Here is a 20,441-nt window from a genome sequence, read left to right as displayed (position 1 = left end):
CATTTGCCCCTGCTTTTGCCTGAGTGTTTGATTGGGTGAGCCGCTGTTAGGTATGACTGGTCGGTTTAACTTGCGCCACGCCCAAGCCGTTGAGCGCCTTCAATTCGGCTTGCGTGCTCCTTGGTCCAATCGACCAACTGGTCTGCGGGCATTGGCCTTGCGATGCCAAATCCCTGAACATGATCACATCCGAGTTGCGAAAGTAAGGCATGTTCACCAACGCTTTCGACACCCTCGGCCAGAGTTTCCAAGCCCAAGCGATCAGCCATCCCGAGAACTGCGGCCAGCATGCGGTGCTGATCTTCGTCTCTGTCGACGCGGGTGACAAAACTGCGGTCGATTTTCAGCCTATGCACTTTGAATTTGCGTAAGGCGGTAATCGAGGCGTGGCCTGTGCCAAAATCATCAAGATCTATGTGGCATCCAAGTTCACCGAGTTGGACGATGTTGCGAGCAACGATTCCTTCGGGTGACCCTGCGATGACTGTTTCCAGAACTTCGATTCCCAAACGGGGTGGAGTTAGCCCGAAGCGGTCGAGCTCCCATTGGATTTTTTGCACAAGATTTGGTTCGCGCAGTTCGGAATCGGAGAAGTTGACGCTCACACGTGGGATATCCAACCCGGCTTGGTCCCAACTGCGCAGAGCGGTTAGGCTATGTTGTAAAATCACTTCGCCCAAGCGTTCCATACGGCCTGCGTCTTCTAACACGCGTAGGAATTGCGCGGGAGGGACGATGCCGCGTTCAGGATGGATCCAGCGGGCCAAAGCCTCAACACCGCTGATATTGCCGGTGGAAGTGCAGATCTGCGGCTGGAACCAAGGTTGAATTTGACCATTTGCAAGTGCGCGATCCACCTCGGTTCGCAGGTTTTGCTGCTCCTTATGCGCTGCGCGCATGTTTTCAGACCATGCCCGAATAGCTGAGGGGCCGTTTTTAATCGCTTCGTTCAGTGCCACTTGAGTTGCTTCAAGCATTTGCGTTCCAGTGGCTTCGTCAGGCAGCCTAGGGCTTCCGCAAAAGCCGATAGAGGCTGAGAGGTAGCGCATGGAGCTTTCGAGGGATGCGGGTTCTTCAACCGATGTTTGCAGGCGCGTGGCGAGTTGCAACAGCGCTTCGAGGTCCAAGCGAATCGACGGAGCCAGTAGTATAAGAAAACGACTGTCGCTCATCCGAACGGCGCGGTCATCGCGGCGCAACGTGTTGCGCAGGCGGTTCAATGTAAGATCGCGCATGGATTCTGCGGCCGAATCGCCACCGCGTTGCGCGATTTCATCCAACCCATCGACTTCGACCAAAATACAGGCTGAGGCCAAACTTACGGCGCGGGCCTGGGATAGGGATGCGTCGGCCATCTTATTGGCGGTTATCGAATTGACGACGTCCGAAAATGCGGCCGTTTCGTTGGCGCTGGTGTTCGGCACCGAAAAATTGCCTGTCAAAAGGATTATGGCAGGCAAGCCAAGAGCGACGCCTATCAAAAAGGTTTCACCCCCGAGCCAAAAGGCAGCCAAGGCAAGCGCAGGCAGAAATGCCAATGCCTGAGGACCGTTTAATCCACGATGTAGAACCAAACGCATTTTGTCGAATTGAGCGCTGAGGGCCGCCTTCATTGCGTATCCTTTCCCGAGTCTTACACTGGGAAGCTAGACGCAATCCGTAACTCGGCCCTTAACGCGTGACCAACTATTCGTTCGAATTCTCTACTTCTGCCTGATTGGCGGATTCACGCATCAAACCCGCGAAATCAAAGAGTTTGGGGTCTAACATGTGCGAAGGACGTATGTTCATAAGGGCTTTGAACATTACATTGCGGCGTCCGGGGCTGTTTTTCTCCCAGCCATCAAGGATTTTTTTAACCTGTTGGCGTTGTAGTCCATCCTGTGAACCACATAGATCGCAAGGAATAATGGGGTAATTCATCGCGGTGGCGAATCGTTCGCAATCCGCTTCGGCCACATGAGCAAGCGGCCTGTAGACAAAAACATCGCCCTCTTCGTTGAGCAGCTTGGGCGGCATGGTCGCCAAACGCCCGCCGTGAAACAGGTTCATAAAGAACGTTTCGAGAATATCATCGCGATGATGGCCCAGAACCACCGCCGAGCAGCCTTCTTCGCGCGCGATCCTATACAGATTGCCGCGCCGGAGACGTGAACACAGGGCGCAAAAGGTGCGGCCCTGCGGGATTTTATCCATCACAATCGAATAGGTGTCTTGGTATTCAATCCTGTGCGGGACGCCCATTTTCTCAAGGAATTCAGGCAGAACCGTAGCGGGAAAGCCCGGCTGCCCCTGATCCAGATTGCAGGCAACGAGTTCGACCGGCAACAACCCGCGCCATTTCAGCTCGTGCAATATCGCCAAAAGGGTGTAGCTGTCTTTGCCCCCGGACAGACAAACCAGCCATTTGGCCCCGTCTTCGATCATGCCATATTGATCAATCGCCTCGCGCACGTTCTGGACGATGCGCTTGCGCAGTTTCTTGAACTCGGTGCTTTTGGGGGCACCGTAAAAGAGCGGGTGAATATCATCGGCATTGTCAAACATGGGCGTTGTTTAGCGCTTTGTGCGGCTGGTGCAAGAATTCTGCGGCTGATTCTGGTTTTTCGGGGTCAGATCAAGTTGGGCATCGGGAATTGCACCTAAACCCGATTGAAACACTCAGATCAAAGAGGGCGGATATGCAGCGTTTCATGATGATTCTATGCGTGGCGTTGTTTGCCAGTGGCGCACAGGCGAAAGACAAGATCGTTGACATGGCTGACATGGATGCGGGCCATAATATAGAGATCACGCAAATCACCGACCCCAGCGCGACCGCGGCCACGGGTATGTTTCGGTTTGATCCGGCGATTGTCTATCTGGACCCCGGCGACGCCGTTGTCTTTTTAAACAGTCGTGGTGAACATACGGTGCATTCTGCTGTGCCGCTGTGGCCCGAAGGCAAAGAGCTGGTGGCGATTTCAAATCAGAAACGCGCCGAAGTTCGGTTTGATCAAGCCGGTGTTTTTGGGTTTCGCTGCAAACGACATGGCCAATATGGGATGGCTATGTTGGTGATTGTTGGCGATGTGTCTGAGGTTGCTAGCATTGAAGAGCCTGTCTCGACGATGAAAGCCCGACCGCGCGAAAAGGCAGCGTTTTTGGCGATCTGGCAAGAGCATTTAGATCGCCGCTAAAACTGGGTCACTCTTCGTCTTTGGAGGGCGGGACATTATCAATACCGCTGCCGCCCCAAGGCTGACAGCGGCCAATGCGTTTGATCGTCAGCCAAGTGCCCTTGATGCCGCCATGTTTTTCAAGCGCTTCGAGGGCGTAGGCCGAACACGTCGGATGATAACGGCAGCCATGACCAACCCAAGGCGAGAATAACAGGCGATAGGCGCGGACGGGCAGGGCTGCGATATGGGCTAGCGGTGTCATGTATGCAACTTGCGAAGGGCGCGCTGTAGGTCGGCCTGCATAGCGAGAATATCATGGGTCGCGGTCTTTTCAGCCCGCCCAATCAAAACATAGTCATAACCATCGCGGCCATCGCTGGGCAAAACTGCACGGGCAATCTCGCGCAAACGGCGCTTGGCGCGGTTGCGGGCCACGGCATTGCCGACCTTTTTGGAGCAGGTGTAACCGACCCGAATCCCATCGGCCTCACCCTCTGAACGCTTTCGGGCCTGCACCAGAAACGCTGGGCAGGGGGCACGTTTGGCACGCGCCGCTTTTAGGAAATCGCTACGTTTGGTGAGCACGACAAATGGCAAAAGAGCCGCCTGCGGATCAACCGAGGCGGCCTTTTGAAGTCGCTCATCGAGCTTCGCCATATGCGAAGCGCCGGGAGTTACGCGCTCAGGCTCTTGCGGCCACGTGCACGACGGGCGTTAATAATCTTGCGGCCAGCTTTGGTGGCCATGCGCGAACGGAAACCGTGACGGCGCTTGCGAACGAGGTTCGACGGCTGAAAAGTACGTTTCATAGCGGCTACTCCGATATCCTTGGTCTATGGGGCGCGGATTCGCCAGACCAGTGCTAATTGAAGTCCGTGCTATAGGCAGGTCATGGGGGTATGTCAAACGCCAATCGGGATGTTGTTGCAACATTTTAACCCGAAATTGGCCTTTGAATGTTTCAGTCTGGCAATATTAACTGCGAATTCTCACGTTGGCGATAACTCTCGATCAACGGGATGTGAGGATGCTGTTGTTGGCTGTCATTCGTGCGCATGTTTGCTGCATAACCGCGACAACAGAAAGCCCCAAAGATATGAGCGACATGACGCAAACGCCCCCAAACACCTTTAGAAGATATCTCCCTTTGATTGGAATCGCCGCGGTCGCGCTTATTGGGGCGGTTACATTGCGTGATTATCTGAGCTTTGAAGCGCTGCGTGACAATCGCGAGGCTTTATTGGCATTCCGGGATAGTCATTTTGTGCTGACACTTGGCATCTTTATGGTCGCCTATGTTGCCATTGTTGCATTTTCACTGCCCGGAGCATCGGCCGCGACGCTGACCGGTGGGTTCTTGTTTGGCACGCTGACCGGGTCGATGGTCAATGTCATGGCGGCCACCATTGGGGCCACGGTCATCTTTCTTGCGGCGCGCTGGGGGCTGGGCGCACGTTTGGGGGCCAAGCTTGAGAATTCGGAGGGTAAGGTAAAGCAGATCAAAGACGGAATCGACGAAAACCAGTGGTCGATGTTATTTCTGATTCGGCTGGTTCCTGCGGTTCCTTTCTTCCTCGCCAATCTTATTCCGGCGTTCCTTGAAGTGCCTTTGTACCGCTTTTTTGTCTCAACCTTCTTGGGCATCATCCCCGGAACGGTGGTTTATACATCGGTTGGTGCCGGTCTGGGCGAAGTCTTTGCCCGCGGCGAAACCCCCGATCTCGGCATTATCTTTGAGCCACATATCATTGGGCCCATCCTTGGCTTGGCTGCCCTGTCTGCCTTGCCCATCGTTATCAAGGCCGTTCGCGGCAAAAAGGACCTGTGATTATGGAAACGATTAAAACTGATTTATTGATCATCGGAGCCGGGTCTGGCGGGCTGTCAACGGCGGCGGGCGCTGCTCAGATGGGGGCGGATGTTGTCCTTCTTGAAGGGCACAAGATGGGCGGCGATTGCCTGAATTACGGCTGCGTGCCGTCCAAGGCGCTGATCGCCAGCGGCAAGGCCGCGTTTGAAATGACCCATGCACAGGATTTCGGTGTGGCCAATGTGGTGCCGGACGTTGATTACGCCGCTGCCAAAGATCACGTGAACGACGTGATCGCTACGATTGAACCTGTCGACAGCCAAGAGCGGTTCGAAAGCTTTGGTGTGCGGGTGATCCGAGAATATGGGCGCTTTATTTCCCCCAGCGAAGTTGAGGCCGGCCCCTATCGGATCCAAGCGCGTCGCGTTGTGGTTTCGACAGGGTCATCGCCCTTTGTGCCACCGATTCCCGGTTTGGATAGCGTGCCGTTTCTGACCAATGAAACGCTTTGGGAATTGCGTGACAAGCCCGCGCACCTTCTGGTCATCGGCGGTGGGCCCATTGGGATGGAGATGGCGCAGGCACATCGGCGGCTTGGTTCTGAGGTGACTGTGATCGAAGGGATGAAGGCGCTGGGCAAGGATGACCCAGAAATGGCCGAGATCGTCTTGGAGAACCTGCGGGGCGAAGGCATTGAGATCGCCGAAGATGCATTGGCCAAGGAAATTCGTGGCAAAGCGGGCGCGATCGAAGTTGAGGTCCAGGATGGCCGGGTCTTTAAGGGCACGCATCTTTTGATGGCAGTGGGTCGTAAGGCCAATGTCGACAAGCTGGGGCTGGATAAGGCGGGAATCGAAACGACCCGGACGGGTATCAAGGTGGATGATAGCCTGCGCACGACCAATAAGAAGGTCTATGCCATCGGTGACGCGGCGGGCGGGCTGCAATTCACCCATGTTGCCGGGTATCATGCGGGCATTATTATCCGTTCGGCTTTGTTTGGTCTGCCTGCCAAAGCCAGCACCAAACATATTCCGTGGGCGACCTATACCCAACCCGAGCTGTCCCAGGTCGGTCTGACCGAAGCGCAGGCGCGTGAGGAATACGGTGACAAGCTTGAGGTCGCGCGCTTCCACTACCACCATAATGACCGCGCCATTGCTGAACGAAAGACCAAAGGGTTGATCAAGGTTATGGTGGTGAAGGGCAAACCGATTGGCGCTTCCATTGCCGGTTATCAGGCGGGCGAGTTGATCGCCACTTGGTCGCTTGCCATTGCCAATGGGCTCAAAATGAGCGCAGTGTCGAACATGGTCGCGCCCTATCCAACCGTGGCCGAAATGAACAAGCGGGTGGCAGGGGCGTATTTCTCACCTAGATTGTTCGAAAATGACACCGTCAAAAAGGTCGTCCGATTTGTGCAACGCTGGCTGCCGTAACAACTGATGCTGAATTCTCTCTCAGGCCGTTTCCTTATCTTGACCACCGTCTTTGTGATGTTGGCCGAGGTTATGATCTTTGTCCCGTCGGTCGCGCGATTCCGCGAAGATTATCTGATCACCCGGCTTGAGAGGGCGCAGATCGCGTCCCTTGCGCTTTTGGCGGATGATATGCTGTCCGAAGAGCTTGAAGCCGAGCTGTTGAAAAACGCCGGTGTCTTTAACGTGGCGCTGCGGCGTGATGAGGTCAGCGAATTGATGCTGTCGTCGCCAATGCCCGCTGAAATCACCGCCAGCTTTGACTTGCGCGGCGCGCGGCCTATGCCGTTGATACGAGATGCAATGATGCGGCTGGCGGAACCTGATCCTGAGGTGATCCGGGTGATTGGCAACCCGTCGTTGGACGCGGGCCAGCAGATCGAAATCACCATGGAGACCGATGGGCTTCGCGATGCGATGATCGATTATGGGCTGAATATTCTGGTCCTGTCGGCCGTGATCTCGGTTATCACGGCGTTTTTGCTGTTCCTTGCCGTTCGTGTCTTGTTGGTCAAGCCGATCAAAGGTGTTGTGGGGCATATGAAGTCCTATTCAGCGGCTCCCGAAGATGCCCGCCAGATCATTGATCCGTCGGCCAGTGTGCGTGAGTTACGCGAGGCGGAGGATGCTCTGCACAGCCTGCAAACTCAGCTCACACATGCGCTCAAGCAAAAGGATCGCTTGGCGCAGCTGGGCGGCGCTGTCGCGCGGGTTAGCCATGACCTTCGCAATATCCTGACGGCGGCGCAGTTGTTTACAGATCGGATTGAGATGTCCGAAGACCCGATTGTCAAACGCATGGCCCCCAAATTGGTGAATTCTATCACGCGGGCTGTCACCTTGTGTGAAAACACCTTGGCTTTTGGTCGCGCTGAAGAGCCAGCCCCAAGCCTGACGCATTTCAATTTGGCAGCGCTGGTGTGTGAGGTGATTGATGCCGAACGTCTTGCCATTGGCGAAAACGAAATCAGTGTGTCCGAAGATATTCCGGCCGGGATGATGGTGCGCGGCGATCCTGAGCAACTCTATCGCGCGGTGGGCAATTTGGTCCGCAATGCCCGTCAGGCCATAATTGCGAGCGGTCAGCCCGGCGAAATTGCGGTTCAAGCGATAGCAATGGACAGTGATTGGATCATTCGGGTCTCGGACACGGGGCCAGGTCTTCCGCCCAAGGCCAAGGAACATTTATTTCAGGCATTCCAAGGCGGGGTGCGCAAAGGCGGCTCAGGTCTCGGCCTTGCCATCGTGTCTGAGCTGATCCGGGGACATGGGGGTGAATTGAGCCTTGAGAGCAGCGATGAGAGCGGCACAGTTTTCACCATTCGCCTGCCAATGGGAAAATTGACGTAAAAAGTTGAAATTGCCTCTTGCGCTCCTGCCCGACTAACTCTAAATCCAGCCCTCACGGACCGATAGCTCAGCTGGATAGAGTACCTGACTACGAATCAGGGGGTCGGGGGTTCGAATCCTCCTCGGTCCGCCACTTCACCAAAACTTAGAAAGTTTTCTCCCCGTGGGGACGGTGATTTTGCGCGTCCTTTAATGATGTTTATGACGTGAAACTTTTATGACATTTTTGTTTCGAGAATGGAAAAATGGATGCCAGTTAGCGCTATATTCAGTAGCAAGGCCCTAGTGGGGCGCTAAACATAGTGGCGACTGAAGTGTGATCTTCGAAATTTCCAGCCTTTCGGTCTACAAATTCTGAAGTCTAAGCGCTATATACGGCGCGCGCGGATGAGGATGAGAGACAAATGGCCAAGAAAGGTGAGCAGATTGCCGCTTTGCCCATGCGTTGGGATAAAAAGGGCAACCTGAAAGTTTTGATGGTCACCTCACGTGGGACCGGGCGCTGGATTGTTCCCAAAGGTTGGGAAATGGACAATACCAAGCCCTGGAAAGCGGCCTCGATCGAGGCGCTGGAAGAGGCGGGGATCAAGGGGCGTATCAGCCGTGAAATGATCGGGACTTATAAGTACGACAAGATCTTGGACAGCGGAAAAGCGTTGCCATGTGTTGTGCGTGTTTATCCGATGATTGTCGATAAGCTGAAACCCGACTGGAAAGAACGCAAGCAGCGGACACGCAAATGGTTTTCACCCAAAGCCGCCGCCCGCCGGGTGCGTGAAAAAAAGCTGGCGCAAATGCTGCAGTCGCTGGAGCGCAAGCCACGCAAACAGCCTGTTATCCGCGAGTTGCTTAAAAAAGCGTCTTAACCTTGGGGTCCTGCCCTTAGTCGATGGGCAAACCACTTGGAACAGTCTCGGGTCGTCCCATCGGCAGATTGAGGGCTGTTTCCCCGGTTAGCGCGTTCAAGAAGGCTTCTAGGTCAGCAATGTCACCGTCGCTGAGCGTTACTTTCCCGACATCAAGGCTTGCCAAAATGCGCGCGGTTTCGTCCTGATCGCTTACTATTTTGAAATCAGCGTTTTGCAGCCAGGCAATCCGCGGCAAGCCCGCCATGTCCGGTTGCCAATTGGCATTTGATCCTTCGGGATTTGCCATGTGGCGGATCATGGCGTTTAGGGTTGGAAACGCCCCGTTGTGCCCATAAGGCCCCGTAAGGGCGATGTTTCGCAACGACGGGGTGCGAAATTTATACGCGTCATCTGGATCGCCGGTGGTTTCCATCCGGCCAATGTCACGCAACCCGTCAACGCGGCCCGGCCCAAAGGCGGGAACGCCGACGGAATGGAATTCCTGGTCGGAAAACAGCGGTCCATTGTGACATTGCGCGCAACCTGCGTCCTCAAAGAAGAGCTGGCGGCCCCGCTCAGCTGCTTCGGGCAGGGGCGTTCCAGCGGTCAGATAGGCATCGTAGGGGCTGTCAAAGCTTTGCCATTCGGTGCCGATGAAGGCGGCCAGTGCATTGGCGATTTCAACAATGGTGATATCGCCGGCTGAGGTCACATGAGGAAAGGCCGCAACGAATTCTGCTTCATATCCCGGTATATCGCGGATGCGGTCTGTCACTGCCGCCCAGCCCTTGTCGATCCGTTCATGGAAAGCCGCGCCAACTGGGTTTTCGGATGGCAGACCGGCCATTTCGGCGTCGGAGCTCATGGGAAACAACGCTTGGGCCGCGAGGATGGAGTTGAGGCCATGCGGTAACCTTGCCTTGGCCGGGGTGTCAAAACGCGCGCCCTTGGCATCGGTTCTTTCAACCCGGCCATCGTGAAACAGTGTGCGAACATCGCGGTGCCCAAGGTTCCAAAGCGCCGGGGCATTGCGTGGTATCCGTGCTGAGATTTTCGTGACACCTTCGCCGGGTGTGCGATTGGGGCCAAGCCCTACGCCGCCCTCGCCAATACCGAGGCTAATCCCGTCGGTGCCGCCCAGAGTGTGGTGATGACAGGTGCCGCAGCTGATGTTTTGATTTCCCGACAGGACTTTGTCGTAAAACAGCAGCTGGCCTAGCCCAGCCTGCTTTGGGTCAAAATTGATAAAGTCGGTCTTGGTCATGGTGTCGGCAGCAGCCTGCCCGGCAATAGGGCTGATGAAAACAAGGCTGGTGGCGATGGTCGACGCCAAGTGCTTAATAAGAGTCCGCATGGGGCACCCCGGTTGATCACAAAAATGTTATCTCGTAATTTCTACAGAGTGTCCAAAGTTTTGTGAGCTGGCAAGTGGGGTAAATATTACTTGTTTGGCAAAGGGTTACTCATGCTAAAAGTCAACAATTCCACCTGAATTGCGGCTATTGTCGCGAATTTCATAGGTAATGGTCGAATCGCGTTATAGGGGATCGAACGCGCCGTATTGCCCTCCAAAGAACATCAATGGCGCGCCCGTTCTGGTCTCAACCTCAATCACTTGGCCGACAACAATCGAATGATCTCCGCCGTCATGAGTGGCATGTGTTTTGCATTCAAACCGTGACAAGCAGTGGTTGATCAGGGGCACGCCACGCGGGCTTGTCTTCCAATCTATGCCCCCAAAGGCATCACCTGCGCGGGCGAAGCCTTGGCAAATACCTTGTTGGTCATCGGCAATGACGTGAATGGCGAAATGCTCAGCCGCCATAAAAAACGGGTAGCGTGACGAATTTTTGGCTGGCGACCACAGGACAAGGGCCGGATCCAAGGACACGCTGGCAAAACTGTTCGCCGTAATTCCGATTGGCCCTGTTGGGGTCGCACAGGTGATCACGGTTATCCCGGTCGCAAACCGCCCAAGCGCATCCCGAAAGGCGCGCGGGTCTGATTGGGCTGGGTCAAAGCGGGTCGTTTGCATCGTCACGTCTTTTGCTCTCTTTGGCTTAGGCGACTTCGTGGCCAAGCGCTTCGGTATAAAGCGCAAACCACGTTTGACGGTCCATCTCTACCTTGGCAGCATCACCGATCTGCTTGATCCGGTCCAGATTGTTGGTGCCCAGGACCGGCAGAATGCTGGCAGGGTGTGCCAAAAGCCACGCCACGGCGACGGCGGCCTCGTCAACGCCTTGTGCGGCTCCGATCTTAGTCAGTTTCTCCCGCAGACCAGTATTGCTGCTGTGAAACAATGCGCCCCCTCCTAGCGGGGACCAGGCCATAGGGGGAACCCCAAGACGTTGCAAATGCGCGAGATCACCGTTCGTAAACGGCGTGTGGCACATGAGGCTCATTTCGATTTGGTTGGTGACCAGCTTGGTTTTCATACCAGACTGCAGCAAATCCCAATCATAGGGGCGGAAGTTGGAAACGCCAACGGCGCGGGCTTTGCCGCTTGCGACAACTTCATCCAGTGCCGCACCGGTCTCATTGTGGTCCATCAATGGATCAGGTCGATGGATGAGCAAGAGATCAATGTGGTCGATCTTCATCAGGCGCAAGGAATGCTCAACCGAGGCGAAGATATGGGCGCGGCTGGTGTCATAATACTTTACCGACACATCAGCATAGCGGCCCATAGGCGCGACGATATCACATTTGGTGACAATCTCGATTTGGTTGCGCAGTTCAGGCGTTAGGGCGTTGCCAAGAATTTCCTCGGCCGCGTAGCCGCCATAGATATCGGCTTGATCCATGGTTGTGATGCCCTGATCAAGACAGGCGGAGACCTTGTTTTGGATATGCGCGATGCTGGTGTCTGTGTCGTCGCCAATGCGCCACATGCCATAGACTAGGCGGCTCATCTCTAGCGTGTCGTTAAGTTTGATACGGTCCATTTTGGTCTCCGTCATGCCAAAGCGGCAGTCATTGGTCGTGTTTCTTCGAAACGTATATGCCCGATATCGCTTTGCCCTGCTGGGTACAACAGGGCGCGATGCCGGTGTGTGTTTAGCGGCGCATGCCGGCCGCCAGAGGTGTGTGCGGCGCGTCACTTGGGACGCGACCATAGGCATGTGGCAGCGAGCAGGTTTTCATTTGTGGCAGCACCTTTTGACCAAAATGCTTGCATTCAGCCATGTGAGGATAGCCCGACAAGATAAAGGCACGCATGCCCATCCTCTGATAGTCTTCCAGCTTGCTCAAAACTTGATCGGTTGACCCTACCAAAGCGGCACCACAGCCAGAACGCGCCCGTCCAATACCTGTCCACAGGTTTGGCTCAACAAAGCCCTCCATGTCGGCCAGATCCCGGTTTTTGGCCTGATGCGACACACCAAGAGAGGTGGAATCCAATGCGCGATCCCGGATTTCTGTGCCCGTGTCATCGTCCAGTTTCGACATGATATGCTGGGCGTATTCGCGGGCTTCGGCTTCGGTGTCACGAACGATGCAATGGACCCGCAGACCGTAATCCAAGGTGCGGCCGAATTTTTCAGCCACGGCATTTACGGCTTTCATACGCTCGGCGAGCTGTTCTTTGGGTTCCGGCCACATCAGGTAGACGTCACAATGCTCACCACAAAGATCGAGCGCGTCGGGGCTATAACCGCCGAAATACAGCAGCGGTCCACCTGTTTGGTATGGCACAACAGGATCAATGCCCAAGTCAGAGAAGTTGTATACTTGGCCCTGATGAACGATCTTGTCCTGCGTCCAGGCCTTTTTCAGAATTTCGACCACTTCGCGTGACCGTTGATAGCGAAATTTGCTCTCGTCCTTTTCACCGGGGAAATCCGAGGAAATGATGTTGACGGTCAGGCGGCCCTCCAGCATGTGATCAAGAGTCGCGATGGTCCGGGCTAGCATGATCGGCTGCATCTCACCGCAACGGACTGCAGCCAGCATGTTGATCTTGTCGGTGATCGGTGCGCAACCGGCGACAAAGCTGAGCGTGTCCTGACCAACTTGATAAGACGACGGGCACAGGATGTTGCGAAATCCTTGTGCCTCGGCTTCTTTGACGAGGTTTGAACAATGTGACCAACTTGACCGCAGTTTGCCATCCGGCACACCAAGGAATTCGTAGTCGTCTGAGCAAAGCGCGGCGAACCAGGAAACTTCGACTGCGTCCAGGTCGCGCGACGTAATGGGTACGATTGTCATTTAGGTGCACCTCCCATGCATTTTCACTTGCGTAGCACTCGATATTGGGTAAATCAATGGTGGATCAATTTTGGAATTTGAGACGATGAGAGACCGCCATTCCCTGCCGCTTTACCTGCAGATTAGCGAAATGCTGATCCGAGAAATCAATGCTGGTCGCCTGGCCGAAGGCGAACGATTGCCGCCCGAACGCGACTATGCTTTGCAGCTTGGAACTTCTGTCGGGACATTGCGCAAGTCTTTGGCTGACCTGACAAAAAAGGGCATGCTTGAACGCATTCAAGGGTCGGGGAACTATGTGCGCCGCCAAAGTGATGTGCAATCTGTCTACACCTTCTTTCGGGTAGAGCTGCTTGAGGGGGGCGGTTTGCCAACGGCGGAATTGCTGTCGGTTGATCGAGTGATCAAACCAGATGACTTGCCCGCATTCGGAGAGAGCGACGAGGCGCATCGGATTCGAAGGTTGCGTCGCCTGAATGGCAAACCAGCGGTGGTCGAGGAAATTTGGTTGGATGCGGCTTATGCTGATGAGGTAACAGCGTCAGATTTGTCTGAATCGCTCTACCTGTACTATCGCGAAAAGCTTGGTCTCTGGATTACATCGGCGGAAGATCGGTTTACGGTCGCGGCTGTGCCGGACTGGACCCCACCAGAATATGGGCTTGCGGCGGGGACGCCGACGGTGTTGGCGACCCGTGTCAGCCTTGCAACGGACGGAAACCGCGCCGAAGTTTCGCGCGGCTGGATAGATACAAACGTGGCCACCTACGTGTCGCGACTGAAATAAGACTGGGATAACTATGACTAAGATCATCAACTACGGTGTCATTGGCTGCGGCATGATGGGGCAGGAACATTTGCGCAATATCGCGCTGCTTGATGGCGCGCGGGTGCATGCTATTTTTGAGCCGGATGCGGGCATGGCCGCTAAGTCCAAGGCGACCGCGCCTGAGGCTGTGTTCTACGGAACCGTTCAGGAGCTGCTGGCGGATGAGACCCTAGATTGTTTGTTGGTTGTTAGCCCCAACTACCTTCATGTTGAGCAGCTCGAAGAAATCGCGCTGACCCGGCCGTTGCCGCTCTTGATGGAGAAGCCATTATATACGGACCCTAAAGACGCAGAGCGGATCGAGGCGATCAAGGATAAGTACCCTGCGCCGATCTGGGTTGCGATGGAATACCGGTATATGCCGCCGGTGGCCAAGTTTCTGCAGGAACTCCAGGGCGCAACAGGCGGGGTGAAGATGCTCACCATCCGTGAACATCGCTTTCCCTTCTTGCCCAAAGTGGGTGATTGGAACCGCTTTAATGTCAAAACGGGCGGGACGCTTGTTGAAAAATGCTGTCACTTCTTTGATTTGATGCGTGTGGCGCTTGGATCTGATCCGGTACGAGTGATGGCGAGCGCTGGGCAGTCGGTGAACCATCTGGATGAATCCTATGATGGCCAGGCTCCTGATATTTGGGACAATGGCTATGTCATCGTAGATTTTGCGAACGGCGCGCGCGCGATGCTTGAACTGTGCATGTTCGCTGATGGATCACGCTTTCAAGAAGAGCTGTCTGCCGTAGGCCCCCAGGGCAAAATTGAAGCCTTGGTGCCGGGTCCGGGGCGGTTTTGGCCTGAAGATTTAGGCGCGCCACCTACGTCACAAGTCATCGTAAGCCCACGTGCCCCCAAAGGGCCGGTCTCGCTTGATATTCCTGTTGAGGAAGCGTTGCTCGAGGCGGGCGATCACAACGGGTCAACATTTTATCAGCACCAGAATTTTCTCGCGGTGGTGCGTGGTGAAAAACCTGTTGAAGTGACCCTTGATGATGGGGCTTGGGCTGTTCGTATCGGGCACGCAGCGCAAAAATCGGCAACGACCGGGGCAGTTATTAACCTTTGAGATAAGGAAGATGCCGCCTTTTTGCCACAATTTGTGGCCTAATTCGTGCTGATTCGTTGCTTAACCCCAAGATTTTGCTACCTCTCCAATATTCCGTCTAGCGCGTTTCACGAAATTGCGTTAAAAGCGGGGCAGAGCAAAATAAGTGGCCACAAAAAAAACCGGCCACACAGAGGTAAAGCGGTGTTATCATGAGCGCGATCGATTTCGTGGTGCGTACCCGTTCGGGTGCGATTGAGCGTGGTTCTGTTGGTGGTGGAGATGAGGATTTCCTTGTCAACGCCCAAGGCGGGCAGGACATTTCCCTTAACTTAAGTAGATCTGAGCTGCGCGGGTATGACCGCGCTGCAGATGATCTGTTGATCACCTTGGCCGATGGCCGGGTTATCGTTCTTGAGGGGTATTTTTCGGACGATGGTGCCGAAAGCAGGCTGTTCCTGAGTTCAGGCGGTGAACTGAACCAAGTGAGTTTTGTCGAAGCGGACGGCGGCGCATTATTTGCGCAATATGGTCCGACAGAGACATGGGGCAAATGGAGCCCGACCGATGAGTTGATCTTTGTCGATGATCCTCAGGTCGCGCTGGATGGCACCTTGCCATATGATCCCGACGGCGAAGAAGTGTCTATGCTTGGCGCAGGTTTGCTCGGCGCAGCGGGCGTTGGAATGGGTGGCCTTGGAGCCGCTGGTCTGGGCGCGGCAGCTTTGGTTGGTGCTGTTGGCGGTGGCGGAGATGGAGGCGGCGGAAGCGGTCCGATTGTTCCGACTGTTGACGATCCAGATGGCAGCTTTGACATTGGCGGCGGCGACGATCCATCGATCACAATCACGGGGACAGGCGAACCTGGATCGGACGTGGTTGTCACGATCGGCGATGAAGTGGTCACCACCGAAATTGATGACGATGGCACTTGGGAAGCTGTGTTTGAGGGCGAAGATTTCCCCGACGACGGCGTCTATACCGATATTCCAGTTTCTGTGACAAACCCAAATGGGGACGTCACCGATTTGGATGGTCCTTCGTTTGAAATCGACACCACGCCTCCGGCTCTTGAAGTCACCGAGGGGACTGTATCGCTTGGCGATCTGTTTAACGGTGAAGATCATTCCGACGGCGTTGAGCTTTCGGGAACTGCGGAAGCAGGGTCAACGTTGACCGTCACAATCGGCGAATACACCGAGACGGTAACCGTTGGTGACGAAGGGACATGGACCTTTACGTTTGACGGATTGGTTCTGCCTGCAGGTGAATACACACAGGATGTTGTGATCACGGCAATGGATGGTTTTGGTAACTCGACCGTCATTAATGAACAAATTCAAATCGATACCATCAACGAAATCACGTTGACCAATGGTCCTTTGACTGGCGACGATTTGATCAACGCTGGCGACTATGCCGCCGGTGTCACCCTGACGGGCACCAGCCAAGCTGGTTCTTCCATTGACGTAACAATCGAAGGTCAAACCCAGACGGTCACCGCCGATGGCGATGGCAATTGGAGCGTGACGTTCGATAGCACAATGCTGGCCGAAGGCACCTACAGCACCACTGCTCAAATCGTTTCCACCGATCTGTCAGGCAACGTTGTGACCATGTCGCATTCGTTTAATGTCGACACCGAAGCCGGCGTGACCGTGGACACATCCAGTGTCGCGATTGACGGCACTGTGAATGCTGTTGAGCATGGCGGCACGGTGACAGTTGGCGGTACGGGCGAAGCCGGGGCTTCGATTGAAGTCGCAATTGACGGCAACACCTGGACAACAACAGTTGGCGATGACGGGTCTTGGTCGGTTGATATTGGTGCGGGCTTCTTGCCTGCCGGGACAACCGTCGCGGACGTGTCTGTGACATCGACCGATTTGGCCGGTAACATTTCGACCGCGTCTGGTGGCATCAATATCGACACGCAAAACGACGTCGCGATTGCGACTGGAAGTGTTGAAGGTGACGGGACCGTCAACGCAGTTGAACGCGCTGATGGCGTTGTTCTGAACGGTGTTGGTGAGGCTGGCGCAGCCATCGCCGTGACCGTAGGCGGTACGGTTCTCAACACGGTTGTAGATGCATCTGGCGGTTGGAGCGTGACAATCCCTGCGGCCAATGTGCCAACGGGGACCACAACTCTGGACGTGACGGCTGTTTCAACAGACGCGGCGGGCAACGTGGCAACGGCTTCTGGCTCGATCAACATCGACACCGAAACCAACGTGTCTGTGGTTACAGACAACGTCGAAGGCGACGGTGTTGTTAACGCGGCTGAGCATGCAGATGGCGTTGTTCTGACAGGTCAGGCCGAGCCTGGCGCGTCGGTGCAAGTCACTATGGGCGGGGTTACCCACTCGGCTGTGGTTGGCGCAAATGGCAGCTGGACCGCAAACTTTGCAGCTTCGGACATTCCAACAGGCGAGACCACGTTGGACGTAACTGCGGTTGCGACGGATATGGCAGGCAACACAGCGACCGCGACGGGCGCAGTGGATGTCGATACTTTGGTGCGCAACTTTGACTTCACCTCAACACCTGGCGGTGCAGATGGTGTGATCAACGCCCAAGAAGCCTCACAAGGGCTGACCATGACCGGCACAACAGAACCAGGCGGCACCGTTCAGGTGACCTTGGGTGGTGTGACAGTTCCGGCGACAGTTGCCGCAAATGGCAGCTGGTCGGCGACCTTTACCGCAGCACAATTGCCAAGCGGCGAGCAGACCGTGACCATGACCGCCGTGTCGACCGATCTGGCTGGCAACTCTGACACGATCACTCAACAAGTTCGTCTGGATACCGATGCGGGTCTTTTGACCATCTCCCCGGCTCCTGTCGAAGGCGATGATCTGGTGAACTTTGCCGAAGCATCGGACGGTGTTGTCCTGACTGGGACATCAACACCATTCCAATCGGTTGATGTGACCATGAACGGTGTTACTCACACGGTGCAAACCGATGCCAGCGGCATCTGGACCGCTCCCTTCGCAGCCAGCGAAATTGCGGCAGGCACATATACGGCTGACATCACAGCGACAATCACCGACAGCGCTGGCAACACGCTGACACGGACAGATAGCGTTGAGGTTGATACCGAAGTTCTGAACTTTGGCGTGAGTGTGAACCCGGTTGAAGGCGACAATGTCATCAATGCCGACGAAGCATCTAACGGCTTTTCTTTGGCGGGTACAACCGAGCCCGGCGGTTCGGTAACTGTGGTGTTTAACGGCGTGAGCCGCGTCGCAACCGTTGATTCAAGCGGCAATTGGAGCGTTGATTTCACTGCCAGCGAAATTCCGGCAGGCGAGCACGCCGACCAAACCGCGCTGATCAAAACAACAGACGCGGCGGGCAACACCGACGAGACCACCACAAGCTTTGACATCGACACTGTTGTTAACACCTTGGACGTGTCCGCAGCGCCAACCACAAGCGATGATGTGGTCAATGCCGCAGAAGCCGCGCAAGGGTTTGCAATGTCGGGTCAGGTCGAAATCGGGTCTTCCGTTATTGTCACCTTTGGCGGTGTCCAGCATACAGCCACCGTTGACGCGAGCGGCAATTGGACTGTGGATATTCCACCGAGTTCAATCCTCCCCGGCACTGGTCCTCAGACCGCGACAATCGACGCGACTGACCCAGCTGGCAACACACGCTCCGTGACCGAAACGATCAATGTTGACACCGAAGCGCCAAATGAATTGGCGTGGGAAGGCTATGGCCGGAACCACGAAGGCGTCGATCAGATCCGAACCGAGATCAGCGAAAATGACGTTGAAATCGGACGTGTTCTTGGGGCCGAAGGAGCCGCGCCGACAGTTGTCGATGTTGCCTTGGAAAGCCAGGTCGATGTGGATGCGTTGGATTTGACCTTCCACAGCTTTGCAGACGCTGTGCCGGATGGGTCGCAACTGGTTCTGACTTCGACAGATGCCGCTGGCAACGTGTCGAGCTCATATCTGGTGACCGATGATCTGGCGACGTCCGAAGTGACGATGACCGATGCCTTGGCCTCGACATTGTCGAGCTTCAACATTGAAACGATTGATCTGCAGTTTGCCGAAGACAGCCACCTGACGATCACCGAAGATCAACTAACAGCTCTGTCCTCCAACACCGATACCCTTGTGGTGCATGGTGGGGTTGATGACAGCGTGACGATCACCGGGGCGCAGGCCTCTGGCACGCATACCGAAGGCGGCGAGACATACAATGTCTTCACCCTGGGGGATGCAACTCTGTTGATTGACGACGACATCACCAATGTGTCGACTGGCGTCGTTTAAGTACCAGTAAAACGTCTGGAGGCCCGGCTGAACCGGGCCCCAGATCCCGAAAAAATTATAACTATAATCGCGCCGATACGGGGGCACGACCATGAGTATGAGCAGGCGGAGCCTGGGCTTGATCATCGCTGTCGCGATGCTGCCCGGATGCATGAAAGATATGGGTGAGGGCGTTGTCTCTCGCTTCAAGGGGGCTGAGCCACAAGCCAGTGCCCCGGCGAGCAAACCCAAAAAGGCGGTTGTCCGCGCCTCGGACGCCTCGGAGATTATCCGAGAGCTTCAGGGTAGGCAGGCGGTTTTGATTTCCGGGACCCCTTATAGCCGCGTTGCCGATGCGGTGATCGCGTCAGACGCCCGGGTGGCCGAGGCTGAACTGCGCGTCGCAAGGCTGCGTGAGCAGGCGGCCAAGTATAATTGGCTACCGTCGATAGGACCGCGGGTCTCTTTGAACTCGCTTGGCGATTTTGTCGCTGATCTGGTGATCAATCAGGTCATTTTTGACAATGGTCGCAAAAAGGCCGAGCGTGACCTTGCCAAAGCCAATGTTGAGCTTGCGGCGGTGACGCTGGTTGAGGACGGCAATCAACGGGTGCACGAAGCGCTTTCGCTGTATCTTGAAGCTGAGCACAACCGTGACAAAAGCCGCCGACTTGCGATTGAAATCCAAGACATGAGCCAATTTGAATGGGTCATGCAGCAGCGTGTTGATGGCGGCATTTCGGATATGTCAGACCTTAACGTGCTGAAGCAAAAGATTTCATCCATGCGAGCGCGCTCAAGCGAAGCCCAAGAAGCAACAGTGACCGCCATGGCCGAACTCAACGCCATGTCTTCGCGCAACTTGAATGACTTGCGCGGAATTGGCGGATTGCGGGCCGATAGCACTGCCGAAGCCCTAGGCGTTTTGCGGGCCCGAGGTGAACAGGAACGCACCATCGCCGAAGCCAAGATTAGCCGTGCCGGTCACTTGCCCGGCTTGTCGGCCAACGCATCTGGCGGCCAAAGCGCCACGTCTATGGGGGTCGAAGTCACGACGGATACCCTGTTCAGCCTTGGAACGATGGCGGAATTTGAAGCGTTGGAAGTGGTCAAGGAAACAGCCGCGCGCCGGGTTGTCGAAGCCCGAGAGGATGCTGCGCGTGACATCGCAGCTCAGTCCCGGCAGCTTGATGCGTTTCGGCGCCAAGCCATTGAGGCCGCGACGCTTTCGAAACAGGCCAAAGAAAACCTGGATCTGTTCCAGGCGCAATATGATGGCGGTCAAAGACAAGTAATGGATGTAGTTGGTGTGTATGAGACCTATATTGTCGCGCTTGCCCGCGAGATTGACCTGAAATACAAAGCGGCCCGCGCTGAGCTTGAACTGGCTCGTTTGCGTGGTGGTCTGGCCGAAGGGGCGCAGATTTGACCTCC

At 55.4% G+C, this 20,441-nt stretch carries 18 protein-coding genes and 1 tRNA gene; 10 read left to right on the top strand and 9 right to left on the bottom strand.

Going from position 1 to position 20,441, the window contains the following annotated elements; translation table 11 throughout:
- Positions 1-65: 65 nt before the first annotated feature.
- Together ACRBB0_RS10810 and ttcA are read right to left on the bottom strand one after the other, a co-directional pair.
- Positions 66-1,613, bottom strand: coding sequence for a putative bifunctional diguanylate cyclase/phosphodiesterase (locus ACRBB0_RS10810; RefSeq protein ID WP_431374440.1), 1,548 nt, complete (start codon positions 1,611-1,613; stop codon positions 66-68).
- Positions 1,614-1,686: 73 nt separating this feature from the next.
- Entirely contained in the window at positions 1,687-2,547 is an 861-nt protein-coding gene (gene ttcA, locus ACRBB0_RS10805) for a tRNA 2-thiocytidine(32) synthetase TtcA (RefSeq protein ID WP_431374439.1), read from the bottom strand.
- Positions 2,548-2,681: 134 nt separating this feature from the next.
- Between ttcA and ACRBB0_RS10800 the strand changes: the two genes are divergently transcribed.
- Positions 2,682-3,179, top strand: a complete 498-nt coding sequence (locus ACRBB0_RS10800) for a plastocyanin/azurin family copper-binding protein (RefSeq protein WP_431374438.1) — start codon at positions 2,682-2,684, stop codon at positions 3,177-3,179.
- A gap of 7 nt (positions 3,180-3,186) precedes the next feature.
- On the opposite strand, the gene yidD is transcribed toward ACRBB0_RS10800, so the two are convergent.
- From yidD to rpmH, 3 genes are read right to left on the bottom strand one after another with little or no spacing between them, the layout of a single operon-like run.
- A complete protein-coding gene (gene yidD, locus ACRBB0_RS10795; RefSeq protein ID WP_431374437.1) occupies positions 3,187-3,423 on the bottom strand; it encodes a membrane protein insertion efficiency factor YidD in 237 nt (78 codons plus the stop codon).
- Positions 3,420-3,818 (bottom strand): ribonuclease P protein component, encoded by a 399-nt coding sequence (gene rnpA / locus ACRBB0_RS10790; protein WP_431374436.1) that lies wholly within the window; start codon positions 3,816-3,818, stop codon positions 3,420-3,422. Before rnpA ends, yidD begins: the two co-directional genes overlap by 4 nt.
- 17 nt (positions 3,819-3,835) lie before the next feature.
- Positions 3,836-3,970: a 50S ribosomal protein L34 gene (gene rpmH / locus ACRBB0_RS10785; RefSeq protein ID WP_431374435.1), complete on the bottom strand. Its 135-nt coding sequence runs from the start codon at positions 3,968-3,970 to the stop codon at positions 3,836-3,838.
- 287 nt (positions 3,971-4,257) lie between these two features.
- Here rpmH and ACRBB0_RS10780 point away from each other — a divergent pair, with 287 nt between their 5' ends.
- From ACRBB0_RS10780 to ACRBB0_RS10760, 5 genes are all read left to right on the top strand, one after another.
- Positions 4,258-4,989: a TVP38/TMEM64 family protein gene (locus ACRBB0_RS10780; RefSeq protein ID WP_431374506.1), complete on the top strand. Its 732-nt coding sequence runs from the start codon at positions 4,258-4,260 to the stop codon at positions 4,987-4,989.
- Between the two features lie 2 nt (positions 4,990-4,991).
- Positions 4,992-6,410, top strand: a complete 1,419-nt coding sequence (locus ACRBB0_RS10775; protein ID WP_431374434.1) for a dihydrolipoyl dehydrogenase family protein — start codon at positions 4,992-4,994, stop codon at positions 6,408-6,410.
- 6 nt (positions 6,411-6,416) lie between these two features.
- On the top strand, positions 6,417-7,799 hold the full coding sequence (locus ACRBB0_RS10770) for a sensor histidine kinase (RefSeq protein ID WP_431374433.1): 1,383 nt from the start codon (positions 6,417-6,419) through the stop codon (positions 7,797-7,799).
- A 56-nt stretch (positions 7,800-7,855) separates the two neighbouring features.
- Positions 7,856-7,932, top strand: a tRNA-Arg gene (locus ACRBB0_RS10765).
- A 271-nt stretch (positions 7,933-8,203) separates the two neighbouring features.
- Complete coding sequence (locus ACRBB0_RS10760) at positions 8,204-8,665, top strand: NUDIX hydrolase (RefSeq protein WP_431374432.1); 462 nt, start codon at positions 8,204-8,206, stop codon at positions 8,663-8,665.
- A 16-nt stretch (positions 8,666-8,681) separates the two neighbouring features.
- Here the strand turns inward: ACRBB0_RS10760 and ACRBB0_RS10755 are convergent, their stop codons facing one another.
- The 4 genes from ACRBB0_RS10755 to ACRBB0_RS10740 all read right to left on the bottom strand — a co-directional run bounded on the left by ACRBB0_RS10755 (position 8,682) and on the right by ACRBB0_RS10740 (position 12,862).
- A complete protein-coding gene (locus tag ACRBB0_RS10755; protein WP_431374431.1) occupies positions 8,682-10,001 on the bottom strand; it encodes a cytochrome-c peroxidase in 1,320 nt (439 codons plus the stop codon).
- A 183-nt stretch (positions 10,002-10,184) separates the two neighbouring features.
- A complete protein-coding gene (locus ACRBB0_RS10750) occupies positions 10,185-10,682 on the bottom strand; it encodes a flavin reductase family protein (RefSeq protein WP_431374430.1) in 498 nt (165 codons plus the stop codon).
- A 25-nt stretch (positions 10,683-10,707) separates the two neighbouring features.
- Entirely contained in the window at positions 10,708-11,595 is an 888-nt protein-coding gene (locus tag ACRBB0_RS10745; protein WP_431374429.1) for an aldo/keto reductase, read from the bottom strand.
- A gap of 112 nt (positions 11,596-11,707) precedes the next feature.
- On the bottom strand, positions 11,708-12,862 hold the full coding sequence (locus tag ACRBB0_RS10740) for an LLM class flavin-dependent oxidoreductase (RefSeq protein WP_431374428.1): 1,155 nt from the start codon (positions 12,860-12,862) through the stop codon (positions 11,708-11,710).
- Positions 12,863-12,947: 85 nt separating this feature from the next.
- Between ACRBB0_RS10740 and ACRBB0_RS10735 the strand changes: the two genes are divergently transcribed.
- The 4 genes from ACRBB0_RS10735 (at position 12,948) to ACRBB0_RS10720 (ending at position 20,436) form a co-directional block, all read left to right on the top strand.
- Positions 12,948-13,649 (top strand): GntR family transcriptional regulator, encoded by a 702-nt coding sequence (locus ACRBB0_RS10735; protein WP_431374427.1) that lies wholly within the window; start codon positions 12,948-12,950, stop codon positions 13,647-13,649.
- Positions 13,650-13,662: 13 nt separating this feature from the next.
- On the top strand, positions 13,663-14,754 hold the full coding sequence (locus ACRBB0_RS10730) for a Gfo/Idh/MocA family protein (RefSeq protein WP_431374426.1): 1,092 nt from the start codon (positions 13,663-13,665) through the stop codon (positions 14,752-14,754).
- A gap of 191 nt (positions 14,755-14,945) precedes the next feature.
- The gene (locus ACRBB0_RS10725) at positions 14,946-19,028 is read left to right on the top strand and encodes an Ig-like domain-containing protein (protein ID WP_431374425.1); all 4,083 of its coding nucleotides are present in this window, start codon (positions 14,946-14,948) and stop codon (positions 19,026-19,028) included.
- A 91-nt stretch (positions 19,029-19,119) separates the two neighbouring features.
- Positions 19,120-20,436 carry a TolC family protein gene (locus ACRBB0_RS10720; RefSeq protein ID WP_431374424.1) on the top strand — a complete coding sequence of 439 codons (1,317 nt, stop codon included), beginning with the start codon at positions 19,120-19,122 and terminating at the stop codon, positions 20,434-20,436.
- The last annotated feature ends 5 nt before the right edge of the window (positions 20,437-20,441 follow it).

It is taken from the genome of Pelagimonas sp. (genome assembly GCF_050633425.1).
Lineage (GTDB): Bacteria > Pseudomonadota > Alphaproteobacteria > Rhodobacterales > Rhodobacteraceae > Pelagimonas.
This window is presented reverse-complemented; position numbering and strand designations above follow the sequence as displayed.